Genomic DNA, 15,194 nt, shown 5'->3' with positions numbered 1-15,194 from the left:
CGTCACACCTGCAGCAGCGCGCCGAGTTCCCGTTCAAGTTCTTCCTGATCGCCGAGGTTCAACTCGATCAACCGCCGCAAATGGCTGATCGACTCCAGGTCGATGTACTCGCACACAAAACCCAACTGCCCATGGTCGTCATGGGCCAGCGTCCCCTTCATCTTTATATGCGCCTGTGGGTCCAGGCGGATATCCACGTCGAACGACTCTGCGCGATTGCCCTGCCAGTCATCCGGCCGTTGCACCAACAAGCCTTTGAGCGATAAATCCACCAATTGCACCGGCCAATTCCAGCCGTTTTGCGCAATGGTCGTTCGTGCATCGAAGGCGATACGCCGAAAACGGCGTCGATCAGACGGCTGTTCGCTCATGCTCAAATCCTCTGTGGGTAGAAGGATTGTAGCCGCGTGCCATCAACGGGCCTTTATTTCTGCTTTTTTTACGCTTGCAAGGCTCTAGACCAACGTAGGGGGGTGGCCTTTAAGGCCAGTAGCGCTAAACTCGGGCTGGCTGTCCTTTCTGTCCACCCTGGCTGGAATATAAAAATGAAAAATAATAATAGCCTGCTACGCCACTTACCCTGGCTGGTGCTGGCAATCGTAGGAGCGTGCGCCCTGGGCGTAGTGGCCTTGCGCCGCGGCGAGGCGATCAACGCCTTGTGGATTGTGGTCGCTGCTGTGGCCATCTACCTGGTTGCGTACCGTTACTACAGTCTGTTCATCGCTAACAACGTGATGCAGCTCGATCCACGACGGGCCACCCCCGCAGTGCTCAACAATGACGGTCTGGACTATGTGCCGACCAACAAACACATCCTTTTTGGTCACCACTTTGCGGCGATTGCCGGTGCAGGTCCGCTGGTCGGCCCGGTACTGGCGGCGCAAATGGGCTACCTGCCCGGCACCCTGTGGCTGATTGCCGGGGTGGTGTTGGCGGGCGCGGTGCAGGATTTCATGATCCTGTTCCTGTCCACCCGTCGCAACGGCCGCTCCCTCGGGGACATGGTCCGCGAAGAAATGGGCCGCATTCCCGGGACCATCGCGCTGTTTGGCTGCTTCCTGATCATGATCATCATCCTCGCGGTGCTGTCGCTGATCGTGGTCAAGGCCCTGGCCGAAAGCCCGTGGGGCATCTTCACGGTGATGGCGACCATCCCGATCGCGATGTTCATGGGCGTCTACATGCGCTACATCCGCCCGGGCCGCATCGGTGAAATCTCGATTATTGGTGTGTTGTTGCTGCTGGGTTCGATCTGGCTGGGCGGGCAGATTGCCGCTGATCCAGTGTGGGCAAAAGCGTTCACCTTCACCGGGATCCAGATCACTTGGATGCTGGTCGGTTACGGCTTCGTGGCTGCGGTATTGCCGGTGTGGCTCATCCTCGCCCCGCGTGACTACCTGTCTACGTTCCTGAAGATCGGCACCATCATTGCCCTGGCAATCGGCATCCTGGTCACCATGCCCGACCTGAAAATGCCAGCATTGACTCAGTTTATCGATGGCACTGGCCCAGTGTGGAAGGGCGGTCTGTTCCCGTTCCTGTTCATCACCATCGCCTGTGGCGCGGTATCGGGTTTCCACGCACTGATTTCCTCGGGCACCACGCCCAAGCTGTTGGCCAATGAAGCCCACTCGCGCTACATCGGGTATGGCGGCATGTTGATGGAGTCGTTCGTGGCCATCATGGCCATGGTTGCCGCTTCGGTGATCGAGCCAGGCGTGTACTTCGCCATGAACAGCCCGGCTGCCGTGGTAGGTTCGGACGTGGTGACCGTTGCGCAAACCGTCAGCAGTTGGGGTTTCGCAATCACCCCTGAAGCGCTGCAAGCGGTGGCTAACGATATTGGTGAAACCACGATCCTGGCCCGTGCCGGCGGTGCGCCGACCCTGGCGGTTGGTATCGCGCAGATCCTGCACAGTGTGCTGCCGGGTGAAAACACCATGGCGTTCTGGTACCACTTTGCGATCCTGTTCGAAGCGCTGTTCATCCTGACTGCAGTGGACGCCGGCACCCGCGCCGGTCGCTTCATGCTCCAGGATCTGCTCGGCTCCTTCGTTCCGGCGCTCAAGCGAACCGAGTCCTGGACCGCCAACCTGATCGCCACCGCAGGCTGCGTGGCGATGTGGGGCTACTTGCTGTACCAAGGCGTGATCGACCCATTGGGCGGCATCAACACCTTGTGGCCGCTGTTCGGTATCTCCAACCAGATGCTGGCCGGTATCGCGCTGATGCTCGCCACGGTTGTGCTGATAAAAATGAAACGCCAGCGCTACATCTGGGTGACCATGCTGCCGGCGGTCTGGTTGCTGATCTGCACCGTGACCGCAGGCTTCATCAAGCTGTTCGATGCGAACCCGGCGATTGGCTTCCTGTCGCTGGCCAAGAAGTACAGCGATGCGTTGGCCAACGGGCAGATACTTGCCCCGGCGAAGAGCATCGACCAGATGCAGCATGTGATCTGGAACGCCTACACGAACGCGACATTGACGGTACTGTTCCTGTTCGTGGTCTTCAGCATCCTGTTCTATGCGATCAAAGTCGGCGTGGCCGCCTGGGGTAACAAAGAACGTACGGATAAAGAATCCCCGTTCCAGGCCGTACCGGACGCTTAATCGAGGGTTGCAACCATGTTCAATGACATCAGTCGCCTCGGTAAATACCTCGGTCAGGCCGCACGCCTGATGGTCGGCATGCCCGACTACGATACGTACGTCGAGCATATGCAGACCAAACACCCGGACAAACCGATGATGGACTACAAGGCGTTCTTCCGGGAACGCCAGGAAGCCCGTTACGGTGGCAAGGGTGGGCCTAAGTGCTGCTAGCCCGATAAGTTGGGCGTGTGGTGATCCCCTGTGGGAGCGGGCTTGTGTGGGAGCTGGCTTGCCTGCGATAGCATCAGCTCGGTCTAACTGGAAGACCGAGGTGTCTGCATCGCAGGCAAGCCAGCCCCCACATAGGTCTGCTCCCACATTTGTTTCTGTGTTTCTTCAAGGAGAATATTTTGTCCTCTCCCATCCCCGTCACCATCCTCAGCGGCTTCCTCGGCGCCGGCAAAACCACCTTGCTGCGCCACCTGCTCAAAGCCGAACACGGCCTGAAAATCGCCGTGATCGAAAACGAATTCAGTGACGCCGGTATCGACACCCAGCTGTTAGGCGCCGAGCCGGTGCAGGTCATGACCCTGTCCAACGGCTGCGTGTGTTGCACCATCCACACCGACCTGACCAAAGCTCTGTACCTGCTGCTTGAGCGCCTGGACAGCGGCGAGATCGCCTTCGACCGCCTGGTGATCGAGTGCACCGGCTTGGCCGATCCTGCGCCCGTGGCCCAGACCTTTTTCATCGACGAAGAACTGCGCGAGCGCTACATCCTCGATGGCATCATTACCTTGGTGGACGCGGCCCATGCCGAACATCACCTGACCCAAACCATCGCCCAGGCCCAGATTGGTTTCGCCGACCGCCTGCTGGTGAGCAAGCGCGACCTGGTGGACGAAGCGACCTTCGATGCCCTCAGCCAGCGCCTGACCCGCATCAACCGCCGCGCGCCGATTCGGGTGGTCGACCACGGCGCCATCGACCTGGCCGAATTGCTTGATGTGCGCGGCTTTAACCTCAACGCCGGCATGAGCCTGCGCCCGGTCAGCGCTGCGCCGTCTATCGACCGCATTTCCAGCTTGGTATTACGCACTGACCAGCCGCTGGATATCGACCGCCTCAGCGCGTTCATGAACGAGCTGTTGGAAGACCACGGCAAGCAACTGCTGCGCTACAAAGGCGTGCTGAACATTGCCGGTGAAGACCGGCGCATGGTGTTCCAGGGCGTGCTCAAGCTTTACGGGTTCGATTGGGACACCGAATGGGCCGAGGGCGAGGCGCGCGAAAGTGTGATTGTGTTTATTGCTGACGAACTGCCAGAAGACAAAATTCGCGAGGGCTTTGCGAAGGTCTACCAATCCTGATTTGAAATGCGATCAAACTGTGGGAGCTGGCTTGCCTGCGATAGCGGTTTTTCAGCTGATACAGCTGTGACTGATACACCGCCATCGCAGGCAAGCCAGCTCCCACATGGAAGTGCATTTCAAGTTGGGAACGCAGTGATTTCAGGCATAAAAAAGCCCGGCTCTAAAGCCGGGCTTTTTGTTCAAGCAACTGCAATCAAGCGCCGTATACCGGCAGCTTTTTGCAGATGGCCTTGACCTTCTCACGTACCGCGTCGATCACGGCTTCGTTGTTCAGGTCCGCCAGGATGTCGCAGATCCAGCCGGCCAGTTCCTTGCACTCTGCTTCCTTGAAGCCACGCGTGGTCACAGCCGGAGTACCGAAGCGCAGGCCGGAGGTGACGAACGGCGAACGAGGGTCGTTCGGCACGGAGTTTTTGTTCACGGTGATGAAGGCTTTGCCCAGGGCAGCGTCAGCATCTTTACCGGAAATGTCCTGCTTGATCAGCGACAGCAGGAACAGGTGGTTTTCAGTACCGCCGGACACCACGTCGTAGCCGCGTTCGATGAACACACCGGCCATGGCCTTGGCGTTCCTCACCACTTGTTGCTGGTAAGTCTTGAACTCAGGCTGCAGGGCTTCTTTGAAGCAGATCGCTTTAGCCGCGATCACGTGCTCCAGCGGGCCGCCTTGGGCGCCTGGGAATACAGCGGAGTTCAGCTTCTTCTCGATCTCGGCGTTGGCGCGCGCCAGGATCAGGCCGCCACGTGGGCCGCGCAGGGTTTTGTGAGTCGTGGTGGTGACCACGTCAGCGTAAGGCACCGGGTTCGGGTAGACGCCAGCGGCGACCAGACCGGCCACGTGAGCCATGTCCACGAACAGGTACGCGCCGACTTTGTCAGCGATCTCGCGAAAGCGTGGGAAATCCAGGATCTGCGAGTAGGCAGAGAAACCGGCCACGATCATTTTTGGCTTGTGCTCAACTGCCAGGCGCTCGACTTCGTCGTAGTCGATCAGGCCGTTGGCGTCGATACCGTATTGAACGGCGTTGTACAGCTTGCCGGAGGAGGAAACGCTGGCGCCGTGGGTCAGGTGACCGCCGTGGGCCAGGCTCATGCCCAGGATGGTGTCGCCGCCTTGCAGCAGGGCCAGGTACACGGCGCTGTTGGCTTGGGAGCCGGCGTGTGGCTGGACGTTGGCGTAATCGGCGCCGAACAGTTCCTTGGCACGGTCGATGGCCAACTGCTCAACCACGTCGACGTACTCGCAACCGCCGTAGTAGCGCTTGCCTGGGTAGCCTTCGGCGTACTTGTTGGTCAGAACCGAACCTTGAGCCTCCATCACCGCAGGGCTGGTGTAGTTTTCCGAAGCGATCAGCTCAATGTGCTCTTCCTGGCGCACGGCTTCTTGCTCCATGGCGGCGAAGAGATCGGCGTCGTACTTGGCAATAGTCAAATCACGGCTGAACATGGCGGTCCTCAAGGATCGGGGGCAGAAAAGGAGGGCATTCTAACCCAATGGGTTTTAGATGGCATATGAAAGGACATCATGTCGCGGACAAGTGGGGCTCATCTGGGGATAGGCGGTGCCTGTACTGCCTGGCGGGCTTGCCCGCGATGGGGCCATCAGCACCCCTGCAAGGTTTCAGTCGAACAGAAAAAGCGCCTCGTTACTGAACTGCGCCTCAAACCGGTTCGCCGGCATCGGCCGCCCAAACAGATAACCCTGCACCTCATCGCAACCATGCTCCCGCAGGAAATCCAGCTGCTCATGGGTTTCCACACCCTCGGCGATCACCGCCAGGTTGAGGCTGTGGGCCATGGCGATAATCGCCCGGGCGATCTGCGCGTCCTGCTCACCGGACGGCAGGCCATCGACAAAGGTGCGGTCGATCTTCAACACGTCGATGGGGAATTGCTTGAGGTAGTTCAGCGACGAATAACCCGTGCCGAAGTCGTCCACCGCGATGCTCAGGCCGAGGTTTTTCAGGCTGGCGAGGATCTGCATGGCTTCGTTGACTTCGCGCATGAGGATACTTTCGGTCAGCTCCAACTCCAGGCACGCCGGCGGCAGGCCCGTGTCCCTGAGAATGGTGGCGATGCGCTCGCCTAGCTGGCCATCCGAGAATTGCCGCGCCGAGATGTTCACCGAGACTTTCGGCACGCGCACCTTGTTCTGGTGCCAGGTCTTGAGCTGGCGGCAGGCTTCGGCCAGCACCCAATCGCCCACGTCCACCACCAGCCCCAACTCTTCCAGCACCGGAATAAAGTCACCCGGCGGCACCAGCCCACGGCGTGGGTGGCGCCAGCGCAGCAGGGCTTCGGCGCCGGTCAAACGTTTGCCATCGCCGCTGAACTGCGGTTGGTAATACAGCACGAATTCGTTCTGATCCAGCGCGTGGCGCAGGTCGCTTTCCAGTTCCAGACGCTCAAGCGCACTGGCGTTCATGTCGGCCTGGTAGAACTGGAAGTTGTTCTTGCCGCGCTCCTTGGCGTGGTACATCGCGGTGTCGGCGTTTTTCATCAGCTGGCTCAGCTCGTTGCCGTCCTGCGGGCTTAAAGCGATGCCGATACTGGCGGTCACGAAGAACTCGCGGCCCTCCAGCACAAACGGCTTCACCAGGCTCGCCAGAATCTGCTCGGCCACGGTGATTGCGCGGTTCAGCGCCATCTCGCGGCTGGCCCGCGGTTGCAGGAGCAAGGTGAACTCGTCGCCGCCCATGCGCGCCACGGTGTCGTCTTCGGCCACGCAACCGAGCAGGCGCGTGGCCATTTCCTTGAGCATGCGGTCGCCGGCGGCGTGGCCCAGGGAATCGTTGATCGGCTTGAAGCGGTCGAGGTCGAGGAACATCAGCACCACCCACGACTTCTGCCGCTCGGCCGACTGCAGTGCGGTGTGCAAGCGGTCCTGGAATAGCGTGCGGTTGGGCAGGTGGGTCAGGGCGTCGTAATACGCCAGGCGGTGGATGCGCTGTTCGCTGGCCTTGCGCTCGCTGATGTCGCTGAAGAAACACACGTAGCTGGCCAGGTCGCCTTCGTCATCGAACACGGCTGTAATGCCGACCCACGCCGGGTAATGTTCGCCATTGCGCCGCTTGAGCCACACTTCACCTTCCCAGGTGCTGTGCTGGTGCAGTTGCTTGAGCACATAACGCAGGTGGGCTTCCTGCTGTTCGTCGACGGTGAGCATGTTCGGCAACTGGTCGAGCACATCCGCCACGGCATAGCCGCTGACGCGGCTGAACGCCTCGTTGGCCTGCACGATGTAACCGGCCGGGTCGGTGATCAGGATCGCTGAGGTTGAGTGTTCGAACACCGTGGCCGCCATGCGCAGGTCTTTCTCGGCGCGGCGTTGCTGGCTGATATCGCGGCCTACACCGAGGATGCCTTCAAACGCGCCGTGTTCGTCCCACACCAGCACCAGGCGCAGCTCGATCGGCACCTTGCGCCCATCGGCGCGCAGGCAGTCGAACAAGAACAGCTGGGTTTGCACGTCATCGCGCAGTTTATTCAACGCCGCAACGTCGCCCAGCGAACGGCTGACCTGTTCCACCAGGCTGTAAATGCCGGTCAGTTGTTGCGGGTTGGCAATGATCGACTGCCAGCCATTCTTGAACACCCAATCCACGTCATAACCCAGCACGGCGTTGACCGACGGGCTGATGTAGTTGAGGGCCAGCTGGCTGTCGGTGGAGCAGATCACGTCGCTGATGCTTTCGGCCAGCATGCGGTAGCGCTGCTCGCTGTCACGCAGGGATTCGCTGGCTTCGATCTGGTCGGTAATGTCTTTGGCCACGCCGATGATCCGCGTGACCGCCGCGGTCTTGTCGCGGGCCAGGGCTTGCTCGCGGATATCGAAGCGCCGCCATTGGTTATCGCGGTGACGAAAGCGCAGTTGGCATTGCAGTTGGGTGGTGTAGCCGACTTCGCGTTGCTGCTGGCGCAAGTCGTGGTAATGCTCGGCGTCGTCCGGGTGCAGCAGGATTTCCCAGAAGTACTCGCCCATTTGCTGCAATTCGGCCTTGTTGTAGCCCAGGGTGTGGCCCAAATGGTGGTTGCTGAAAATCATTCGCTGGCTGATCACGTCCTGCACATACAGGTGATCCGGCACGGTGCGCACCACGTCCGACCAGAAGCTTTCGCGCTCCACCAGCGACAGCTCGATCAGCTTGCGGCTGGTGATGTCGCTGATGCTGAGGATCACCGCCTTGAAGTCGTCTTGCTGCTCTGGCAGGCGCATCACCAGCCACAGGTATTGATCATTGCCGGCGACGTCATTGAACTGGATTTCCAGCTCCAGCTGTTTTTGCTGGGTCAGTACAGCTTCAAGCACCTGATGACCGATGGCCGTGGCGTTGCGCGGGCAGTCATCGATCAGGCGCTCCCAGGCTTGCTCGCAAGAACTGACGTTCAACAGGCGCACAGCCACCTGGTTGACTTCGGTAACGCGCAATTCCTTGAGCAGTTGCTGGCGTTCTTCGGCGTTGTTGTGCAGCCATGCCTGCAATTGCTCGCGGGTTTGCCCATGGGCTTTGTCGAAGAACGCCTTCAAACCCGACAGGTCGAGCACGCACAGCGCCACGCCGGTGCCTTCGAAAATATCCTGATAACGGCGGCGGCCCTCATGCACCTGGCGCTGGCGGCGGCGCATGTTCAGCAGCACGATCACCGGGATCAGCGAGAGGGCCAAGCCCAGCAGGCATTTGCCGATAAACGCCGGCAGCAGTTGCTCCAGCACGGCGCCGCGGTCGAACAGCCCGCGCAACTGCCAGTCGCTTTTGCTTAGCGGCGTGACCAGCACGCTTTTATTCAGTTCGTCCGGCGTGAGTGCAGAGGCCCATTGCGCCGGCATGCCGGTGTCACGGCCGACCACGCGGTGGTTCAGACGGTTTTCGATGGTCCACATCGGCCGCTGGCCCTGGCCGTCCTGGCGGGAAAGGTTGCTCAGGTAGCTGGGCGCCAGGCGCAAGGCCCAGTACATTTTTGAGCTGCCACTGGGCTGTTGCAGCAACAGGTAGATAAGCGTGCCGTCAGGGTTGTTGCTCAGGTAATAAGGCTGCGATTGGCTGCGCTGCACCAGTTCTTCCAGATAGGCGCTGTCCTGGCTGTCTTTGGCGGTGTCGCGGATCATCGCGCCGCTGGGGGCGAGCAGGGCGACACTGCGCAGCTCTGGCAACGAGCGTTGCAAGGTGCGCATCAAGGCCTGTTGCTGTTCGTCGTTGCGCGGCGGCTCGACCATCGGTAGCAAATTCAGGGCGATTTTTGCGCTCAGGGCCATGTTCAGGCTGATCTGTTCTCCCAGGTCGGCGCTGTAGTCGATGGTGTATTGCTGCTGGTTTTTTTGGTTCTGCTGCAATTGGTCCAGCAGTTGCCAGAACAACAACGCGAGCAGCATCAGGACAAGCGTCGCCAATGCGCCTTTGAGGGTGCCGTGCAGGGGCGCTCCCGGCGCTATATGAGCGGCGCGCAGGGGAGTGGGCGGCGTGACTTTGGACAAGCTATGATCCTGCGGTTTGGCTGGGTTGGCGCGCGACGTGCACTATAAGCCGGACGCCCGGAGGGCGGCTAGCATGCCTTGACTTGTGGCAAAGTGCCAGTCCCGGCTGGCTGGACTGACCAAGCGCATTGAGGTAGCTTTGCCGGTTACGCGGGGGCGTTCCAGCCCCAGACATTCAGGCTTTTTGCGCACGAAGGCATTGATTACCGTCAACGGCCCGTGCGGCGCATGGCCTGCACGGGCTTCGCCCGCTCAATTCATCAGTCACTGACGCTAGGTTCACCATGGCTCAATACGTCTTCACCATGCATCGGCTGGGAAAAGTTGTTCCGCCGAAGCGGGAAATCCTGAAAAACATTTCGCTGTCCTTCTTCCCTGGCGCCAAGATCGGCGTGCTCGGCCTCAACGGTTCGGGTAAATCCACGCTGCTGAAAATCATGGCCGGCGTCGACACCGAGTTCGAAGGCGAAGCCCGCCCGATGCCCGAACTGAACATCGGCTACCTGCCGCAAGAGCCGATCCTGGACCCGACCAAGACCGTGCGTGAAGTGGTCGAAGAGGCCGTGGCCGTGATCAAGAACGCCCAGGCTCGCCTGGACGAGGTCTACGCCGCCTACGCCGAAGAAGATGCCGACTTCGACAAGCTCGCCGCCGAACAGGCCAAGCTCGAAGCCATCTTGCAGGCCAGCGACGGTCACAACCTGGAGCGCCAGCTGGAAGTCGCCGCCGATGCGCTGCGCCTGCCGGCGTGGGACGCCAAGGTCGAATTCCTGTCGGGTGGTGAAAAACGTCGTGTGGCCCTGTGCCGCCTGCTGCTGTCGGCCCCCGACATGCTGCTGCTCGACGAACCGACCAACCACTTGGACGCCGATTCCGTCGCCTGGCTGGAACACTTCCTTCACGATTTCCCGGGCACCGTGGTTGCGATCACGCACGACCGGTACTTCCTGGACAACGTTGCCGGCTGGATCCTCGAGCTCGACCGTGGCGCCGGTATCCCTTACGAGGGCAACTACTCCGGTTGGCTGGAAGCCAAGTCCGACCGTCTGGCCGCCGAATCCAAGCAGCAATCGGCCCACGAAAAAGCCATGAAGGAAGAACTGGAGTGGGTGCGCAAAGGCGCCAAGGCCCGCCAGTCCAAATCCAAGGCACGCCTGCAACGCTTTGAAGAAATGCAGTCGCAGGAATTCCAGAAGCGCAGCGAAACCAACGAGATCTACATCCCGGCCGGCCCACGCCTGGGTGACAAGGTCATCGAGTTCAAGAACGTCAGCAAAGGCTATGGCGACCGCGTGCTGATCGATAACCTGTCGTTCTCGATGCCAAAAGGCGCGATCGTCGGCGTTATCGGTGGTAACGGTGCGGGTAAATCCACGCTGTTCCGCATGCTGATGGGCAAGGAAACCCCGGATTCGGGCACCATCGAAGTCGGCGAAACCGTGCAGTTGGCTTGCGTCGACCAGAGCCGCGAAGACCTGGATGGCAGCAAGACTGTGTTCCAGCAGATTTCCGACGGTTCCGACCAGATCCGCATCGGCAACTATGAAATCCCGTCGCGCACCTACGTCGGCCGTTTCAACTTCAAGGGCGGCGACCAGCAGAAGTTCGTCAAGGACCTGTCCGGTGGTGAGCGTGGTCGCTTGCACCTGGCCCTGACCTTGAAAGAGGGCGGCAACGTCTTGCTGCTCGACGAACCGTCCAACGACCTCGACGTTGAAACCCTGCGTTCCCTGGAAGAGGCCCTGCTGGACTTCCCGGGCGCCGCCATTGTGATCTCTCACGATCGGTGGTTCCTTGACCGCGTCGCGACCCACATCCTGGCGTACGAAGACGACTCCCAAGCGGTGTTCTTCGAAGGTAACTACACCGAGTACGAAGCGGACCGTAAAAAGCGCTTGGGCGAAGCGGCTGCCCAGCCGCACCGTGTACGCCACAAAAAACTGGCCTGATTTGGCGGGTTGTTTAAGAGAGCGGAGCCTTCGGGCTCCGTTTTTTTTGCGTGTTATTCAGGTGGCCCGCGGCGTCTGCATCGCAGGCAAGCCAGCGCCCACATTTTGATTTGTGAACACATGTCAAAAGTGGGAGCTGGCTTGCCTGCGATAGCAGTTTAACTGCTGGTGCATTCTCTAGAGTTGAATCTCTTTCTTGGTGCAAATAAACCGATTTATTTATATCCAATGCACCATTTAAATTCACAAAGGCGACATTTTGCGCTTTTCAGGTGCAGCATGAATTGCTAAGGTCCGGCTCAATCTCCTTTAAAAACAATCAATTTGCCGAGACGTTTCCATGATCGAATCTGTCGAATCCTTCCTCGCCCGCCTCAAGAAACGCGACCCCGACCAGCCGGAATTCCACCAAGCTGTAGAGGAGGTCTTACGCAGCTTGTGGCCGTTTCTAGAAGCCCACCCCCACTACCTGACCTCGGGCATCCTGGAGCGCATCTGCGAGCCGGAACGCGCGATTACTTTCCGGGTGTCGTGGGTGGATGATCACGGCAAGGTCCAGGTCAATCGCGGCTTCCGTATCCAGATGAACAGCGCCATAGGCCCCTACAAAGGCGGCCTGCGCTTCCACCCGTCGGTGAACTTGGGCGTGTTGAAATTCCTCGCCTTCGAGCAGACCTTCAAGAACTCCTTGACCTCGCTGCCCATGGGCGGCGGCAAAGGCGGCTCGGACTTCGACCCCAAGGGCAAGAGCGACGCCGAAGTGATGCGCTTCTGCCAGTCATTCATGAGCGAGCTGTACCGCCACATCGGCGCAGACGTGGACGTGCCCGCCGGCGATATCGGCGTGGGCGCGCGCGAAATCGGCTTTCTGTTTGGCCAGTACAAACGCCTCAGCAACCAGTTCACCTCGGTGCTGACCGGCAAAGGCATGGCCTACGGCGGTAGCTTGATCCGCCCCGAGGCCACCGGTTTCGGCTGCGTGTACTTCGCCGAAGCCATGCTCAAGCGCGACAGCCAGCGGGTTGAAGGCAAGCGCGTGGCCGTCTCCGGCTCCGGCAACGTCGCGCAATACGCGGCGCGCAAGGTCATGGACCTGGGCGGCAAGGTGATTTCCCTGTCCGACTCCGAAGGCACCTTGTACGCCGAAAGCGGGTTGACCGAGGAGCAATGGTCGGCCCTGCTGGAGTTGAAAAACGTGCAGCGCGGGCGCATCAGCGGACTCGCCGAGCGCTTTGGCCTGGAGTTCCGCAAAGGCAAAACCCCTTGGGAGCTGGCTTGCGACATCGCCCTGCCATGCGCCACCCAAAACGAACTCGACGCCGAGGTCGCCCGCACGCTGCTGCGTAATGGCTGCCTGTGCGTGGCCGAAGGCGCCAACATGCCGACCACCTTGGAGGCTGTGGATATCTTTATCGAGGCGGGGATCTTGTTCGCGCCGGGCAAGGCCTCCAACGCCGGCGGTGTGGCCGTGAGTGGCCTGGAAATGTCGCAAAACGCCATGCGCCTGCTGTGGACCGCAGGCGAAGTCGACAGCAAATTGCACAACATCATGCAGTCGATCCACCACGCTTGCGTGCATTACGGCGAAGAAAACGGCCGGGTCAACTACGTGAAAGGCGCGAACATCGCCGGCTTCGTGAAAGTCGCCGACGCGATGCTGGCCCAAGGCATCGTCTAAGCCTCGGGCTCGATGCGCAGCACTTCGATCACCTGATCACCGACGGGGCGCTTCCACAGCACCTCCTCGCCCACCTCGGCGCCCAGCAACGCACGGCCCAGCGGCGAGCCCCAGTTGATCAGGTTGGCCTGGGCGTCGGCCTGGTCTTCACCGACCAACTGAATGCGCTGCTGCTCGTCGTGTTCGTTGGCGAAGGTGACCCAGCTGCCGATCTGCACCTTTGCAGTGGAAGTGGCCGGCGCCACGACTTGGGCGCTTTGCACCCGCTGGTTGAAGTAGCGCAAATCGCGCTCCAGATCCGCCTGGCGCTGTTTATCGTCCTTGGCTGACTCGAGGCTGTAGGCCTGCTGCAACTGCGCGACCTTGGCCTGCAACTGCGCCAACCCTTGCGCGGTCAGGCGGTTGGGTTGCTCACTGATCAGGCGCTCCACCGGCGGGTCAGCCTGGGCGGCGGCGTTGTCTTCGTTAACAAAAGCTCGGCTCATGACATTCTCCCTCTATGGCGTTTGGGCCATGGTCGCCGCGCGTCTCCGCTTTCAGGAAGTCGACCTATTGCGAGCGATAAGCCCTGGCGGCGTCGCGGTCTTTCTCCTGCTGCCAGGCACGCTCACGGTCGTCCCAGTGATTGTCCTTGTAGTCGCGCAACTCCTCGCTTTCACGCATGGCCTTGCACTGGCGAAAGCCATCTTCCCAGCCTTCGGCGTACTCGCTGTCTTTCAGATAACGCGGCACGTTCTTGCGAAACTCCCCGCTGATCACGCCGGCGGCCTGGCGACCGCTGCTGCAACCGTCATCAAAGCCATCGGCGAAGGCCGGTGGATAACCTTTGGCGAGTAAATCTTGATGGGTTGACTGGCAACCCGACAGCCCCACTACCGCGCACAGCATTAACGCGTACCGCCACATTACGTACTCCCTGGCCGTTTCACGGCTGATAGGGGAAGTCTAGTCAGGGATTTGTCGGGGCGGCGTGAAAGGGAGGTGAGAAAGGTGTTGGGTTAAAGGGCCATCAACGACGATTCTCTTTAAATTGCAGGACGTTTCCTAGAGAATCCTTGGCCTATTGTGCCTTAGGGTTTGGGCCACTAGTCTCCTGGCTTCGCTGTAAAAACAGCGACCGGGTTTAGCGACCCGAACCATCGAGACTCATCCTCTTTACACACTAGGCAGGCGGTTTTTACACCTGTCATACCGTGTTATGGCGGCTGTGCGCGGGAGATCTTCGGATCTGCCGGGTGTCTAGGTGACCGGTTCGCTAACCTGCGTACAGCTGCCACCCCTTTATGTTTAGCGACGTGCTGTGGTGGTCCTTTATCTCACTTAGTAGGTACACCATGTCTAAAGTCGTCCCCGATCCACCCCTTTCCTCAATCACCACCCTCGGCGTCGTCACCTTCGGCGACTACGGTGAAAACGAAAAACCGCTGTTCCGCGTCAATTCTGGCATGCCGATCGACGAAGCCTTGGAACACGCCTCCACTTTGCTTTTTTACTCCAAGAAACTCGCCATGGAAGCCGCCATGGATGTGCGCGGCGAACAATACGCCTGGGCGGCACATTATCTGTGTGAGATGGGCAAGGCCGTCGTGGACGACCTGACCCAAGCGATGACACCCGCCACCTAAAAGGCTGACACCGCTCTTGTGGCGAGGGAGCTGCTCCCCGCCACAGGGGTTATGTCGCCTGGTGGTTCTTCAGCGAAGCATGCTCGGCCAATTCCTGCTCAATAAACGCCGCAATCATTGCGCGATACACCTGCTCAGTGACCTCAGGGTTGGCGCCCACCGCCTCTGATAAACCCCGCACCTTGGCGATCACCTGTTCAACCCGCTGCGGTGCCTTCACACCATCGGCGTCTTTTTTAAAGCGCGCCGCTTGGGAGACGTAGTGGCCGCGTTCGGCCAGCAGGGTGACGATTTGTTGGTCGAGGCGGTCGATGTTTGCGCGGACTTCTTCAAGGGTGGTGCAGTTAACGGCCATGTTGATGAAACTCCTGATGGGGTGGGCAATGCGATGTGTCTGAATATACGCGAGCCAAATGTGGGAGCGGGCTTGCTCGCGAATGCGGTGGGTCGATCAATACATCATTGCCTGAAGGACCGCCATCGCGGGCGAGCCCGGCTCCCA

The 15,194-nt window shown here is 60.1% G+C and carries 12 protein-coding genes; 6 read left to right on the top strand and 6 right to left on the bottom strand.

All coding sequences use genetic code 11. The annotated features are described in order from the left end of the window. Positions 1–2 precede the first annotated feature (2 nt). Complete coding sequence (locus GJU48_RS20895; RefSeq protein ID WP_094952947.1) at positions 3–371, bottom strand: PilZ domain-containing protein; 369 nt, start codon at positions 369–371, stop codon at positions 3–5. A gap of 174 nt (positions 372–545) precedes the next feature. Between GJU48_RS20895 and GJU48_RS20890 the strand changes: the two genes are divergently transcribed. The 3 genes from GJU48_RS20890 to yjiA all read left to right on the top strand — a co-directional run bounded on the left by GJU48_RS20890 (position 546) and on the right by yjiA (position 3,964). Continuing rightward, entirely contained in the window at positions 546–2,612 is a 2,067-nt protein-coding gene (locus GJU48_RS20890; RefSeq protein ID WP_094952946.1) for a carbon starvation CstA family protein, read from the top strand. Positions 2,613–2,627: 15 nt separating this feature from the next. Continuing rightward, a complete protein-coding gene (locus GJU48_RS20885; RefSeq protein WP_003176208.1) occupies positions 2,628–2,825 on the top strand; it encodes a YbdD/YjiX family protein in 198 nt (65 codons plus the stop codon). A gap of 179 nt (positions 2,826–3,004) precedes the next feature. Then, the gene (gene yjiA, locus GJU48_RS20880) at positions 3,005–3,964 is read left to right on the top strand and encodes a GTPase (RefSeq protein WP_094952945.1); all 960 of its coding nucleotides are present in this window, start codon (positions 3,005–3,007) and stop codon (positions 3,962–3,964) included. Positions 3,965–4,160: 196 nt separating this feature from the next. Here yjiA and glyA read toward each other — a convergent pair whose 3' ends face one another. Both glyA and GJU48_RS20870 read right to left on the bottom strand, forming a co-directional pair. Then, entirely contained in the window at positions 4,161–5,414 is a 1,254-nt protein-coding gene (gene glyA, locus GJU48_RS20875; protein ID WP_094952944.1) for a serine hydroxymethyltransferase, read from the bottom strand. 174 nt (positions 5,415–5,588) lie between these two features. Further along, on the bottom strand, positions 5,589–9,440 hold the full coding sequence (locus tag GJU48_RS20870; protein ID WP_094952943.1) for a sensor domain-containing protein: 3,852 nt from the start codon (positions 9,438–9,440) through the stop codon (positions 5,589–5,591). Positions 9,441–9,724: 284 nt separating this feature from the next. Here GJU48_RS20870 and ettA point away from each other — a divergent pair, with 284 nt between their 5' ends. Further along, positions 9,725–11,389 (top strand): energy-dependent translational throttle protein EttA, encoded by a 1,665-nt coding sequence (gene ettA, locus GJU48_RS20865; RefSeq protein ID WP_094952942.1) that lies wholly within the window; start codon positions 9,725–9,727, stop codon positions 11,387–11,389. A 340-nt stretch (positions 11,390–11,729) separates the two neighbouring features. Next, on the top strand, positions 11,730–13,067 hold the full coding sequence (gdhA, locus tag GJU48_RS20860; protein ID WP_094952941.1) for an NADP-specific glutamate dehydrogenase: 1,338 nt from the start codon (positions 11,730–11,732) through the stop codon (positions 13,065–13,067). Here gdhA and GJU48_RS20855 read toward each other — a convergent pair. Together GJU48_RS20855 and GJU48_RS20850 are read right to left on the bottom strand one after the other, a co-directional pair. Beyond that, a complete protein-coding gene (locus GJU48_RS20855; protein ID WP_094952940.1) occupies positions 13,064–13,552 on the bottom strand; it encodes a GreA/GreB family elongation factor in 489 nt (162 codons plus the stop codon). The two genes, gdhA and GJU48_RS20855, sit on opposite strands and share 4 nt — an antisense overlap. 64 nt (positions 13,553–13,616) lie before the next feature. Beyond that, positions 13,617–13,973 carry a hypothetical protein gene (locus tag GJU48_RS20850; protein ID WP_094952939.1) on the bottom strand — a complete coding sequence of 119 codons (357 nt, stop codon included), beginning with the start codon at positions 13,971–13,973 and terminating at the stop codon, positions 13,617–13,619. A gap of 428 nt (positions 13,974–14,401) precedes the next feature. Here GJU48_RS20850 and GJU48_RS20845 point away from each other — a divergent pair, with 428 nt between their 5' ends. Continuing rightward, positions 14,402–14,692, top strand: coding sequence for a DUF3077 domain-containing protein (locus GJU48_RS20845; RefSeq protein ID WP_094952938.1), 291 nt, complete (start codon positions 14,402–14,404; stop codon positions 14,690–14,692). Between the two features lie 49 nt (positions 14,693–14,741). Here the strand turns inward: GJU48_RS20845 and GJU48_RS20840 are convergent, their stop codons facing one another. Continuing rightward, positions 14,742–15,047 carry a chorismate mutase gene (locus tag GJU48_RS20840; protein ID WP_094952937.1) on the bottom strand — a complete coding sequence of 102 codons (306 nt, stop codon included), beginning with the start codon at positions 15,045–15,047 and terminating at the stop codon, positions 14,742–14,744. Positions 15,048–15,194 lie beyond the last annotated feature (147 nt).

The organism is Pseudomonas sp. IB20 (assembly GCF_009707325.1).
Classification (GTDB): domain Bacteria; phylum Pseudomonadota; class Gammaproteobacteria; order Pseudomonadales; family Pseudomonadaceae; genus Aquipseudomonas.
Note: the sequence above shows the minus strand (reverse complement) of the source record. Positions and strands in the feature narration are given on the sequence as shown.

Bases quoted from the DNA above. Each gene is read 5' to 3' on its own strand.
- GJU48_RS20895 (WP_094952947.1), bottom strand. From the start codon at position 371: ATGAGCGAACAGCCGTCTGATCGACGCCGTTTTCGGCGTATCGCCTTC.
- GJU48_RS20890 (WP_094952946.1), top strand. From the start codon at position 546: ATGAAAAATAATAATAGCCTGCTACGCCACTTACCCTGGCTGGTGCTG.
- GJU48_RS20885 (WP_003176208.1), top strand. From the start codon at position 2,628: ATGTTCAATGACATCAGTCGCCTCGGTAAATACCTCGGTCAGGCCGCA.
- glyA (WP_094952944.1), bottom strand. From the start codon at position 5,414: ATGTTCAGCCGTGATTTGACTATTGCCAAGTACGACGCCGATCTCTTC.
- ettA (WP_094952942.1), top strand. From the start codon at position 9,725: ATGGCTCAATACGTCTTCACCATGCATCGGCTGGGAAAAGTTGTTCCG.
- gdhA (WP_094952941.1), top strand. From the start codon at position 11,730: ATGATCGAATCTGTCGAATCCTTCCTCGCCCGCCTCAAGAAACGCGAC.
- GJU48_RS20855 (WP_094952940.1), bottom strand. From the start codon at position 13,552: ATGAGCCGAGCTTTTGTTAACGAAGACAACGCCGCCGCCCAGGCTGAC.
- GJU48_RS20850 (WP_094952939.1), bottom strand. From the start codon at position 13,973: ATGTGGCGGTACGCGTTAATGCTGTGCGCGGTAGTGGGGCTGTCGGGT.
- GJU48_RS20845 (WP_094952938.1), top strand. From the start codon at position 14,402: ATGTCTAAAGTCGTCCCCGATCCACCCCTTTCCTCAATCACCACCCTC.
- GJU48_RS20840 (WP_094952937.1), bottom strand. From the start codon at position 15,047: ATGGCCGTTAACTGCACCACCCTTGAAGAAGTCCGCGCAAACATCGAC.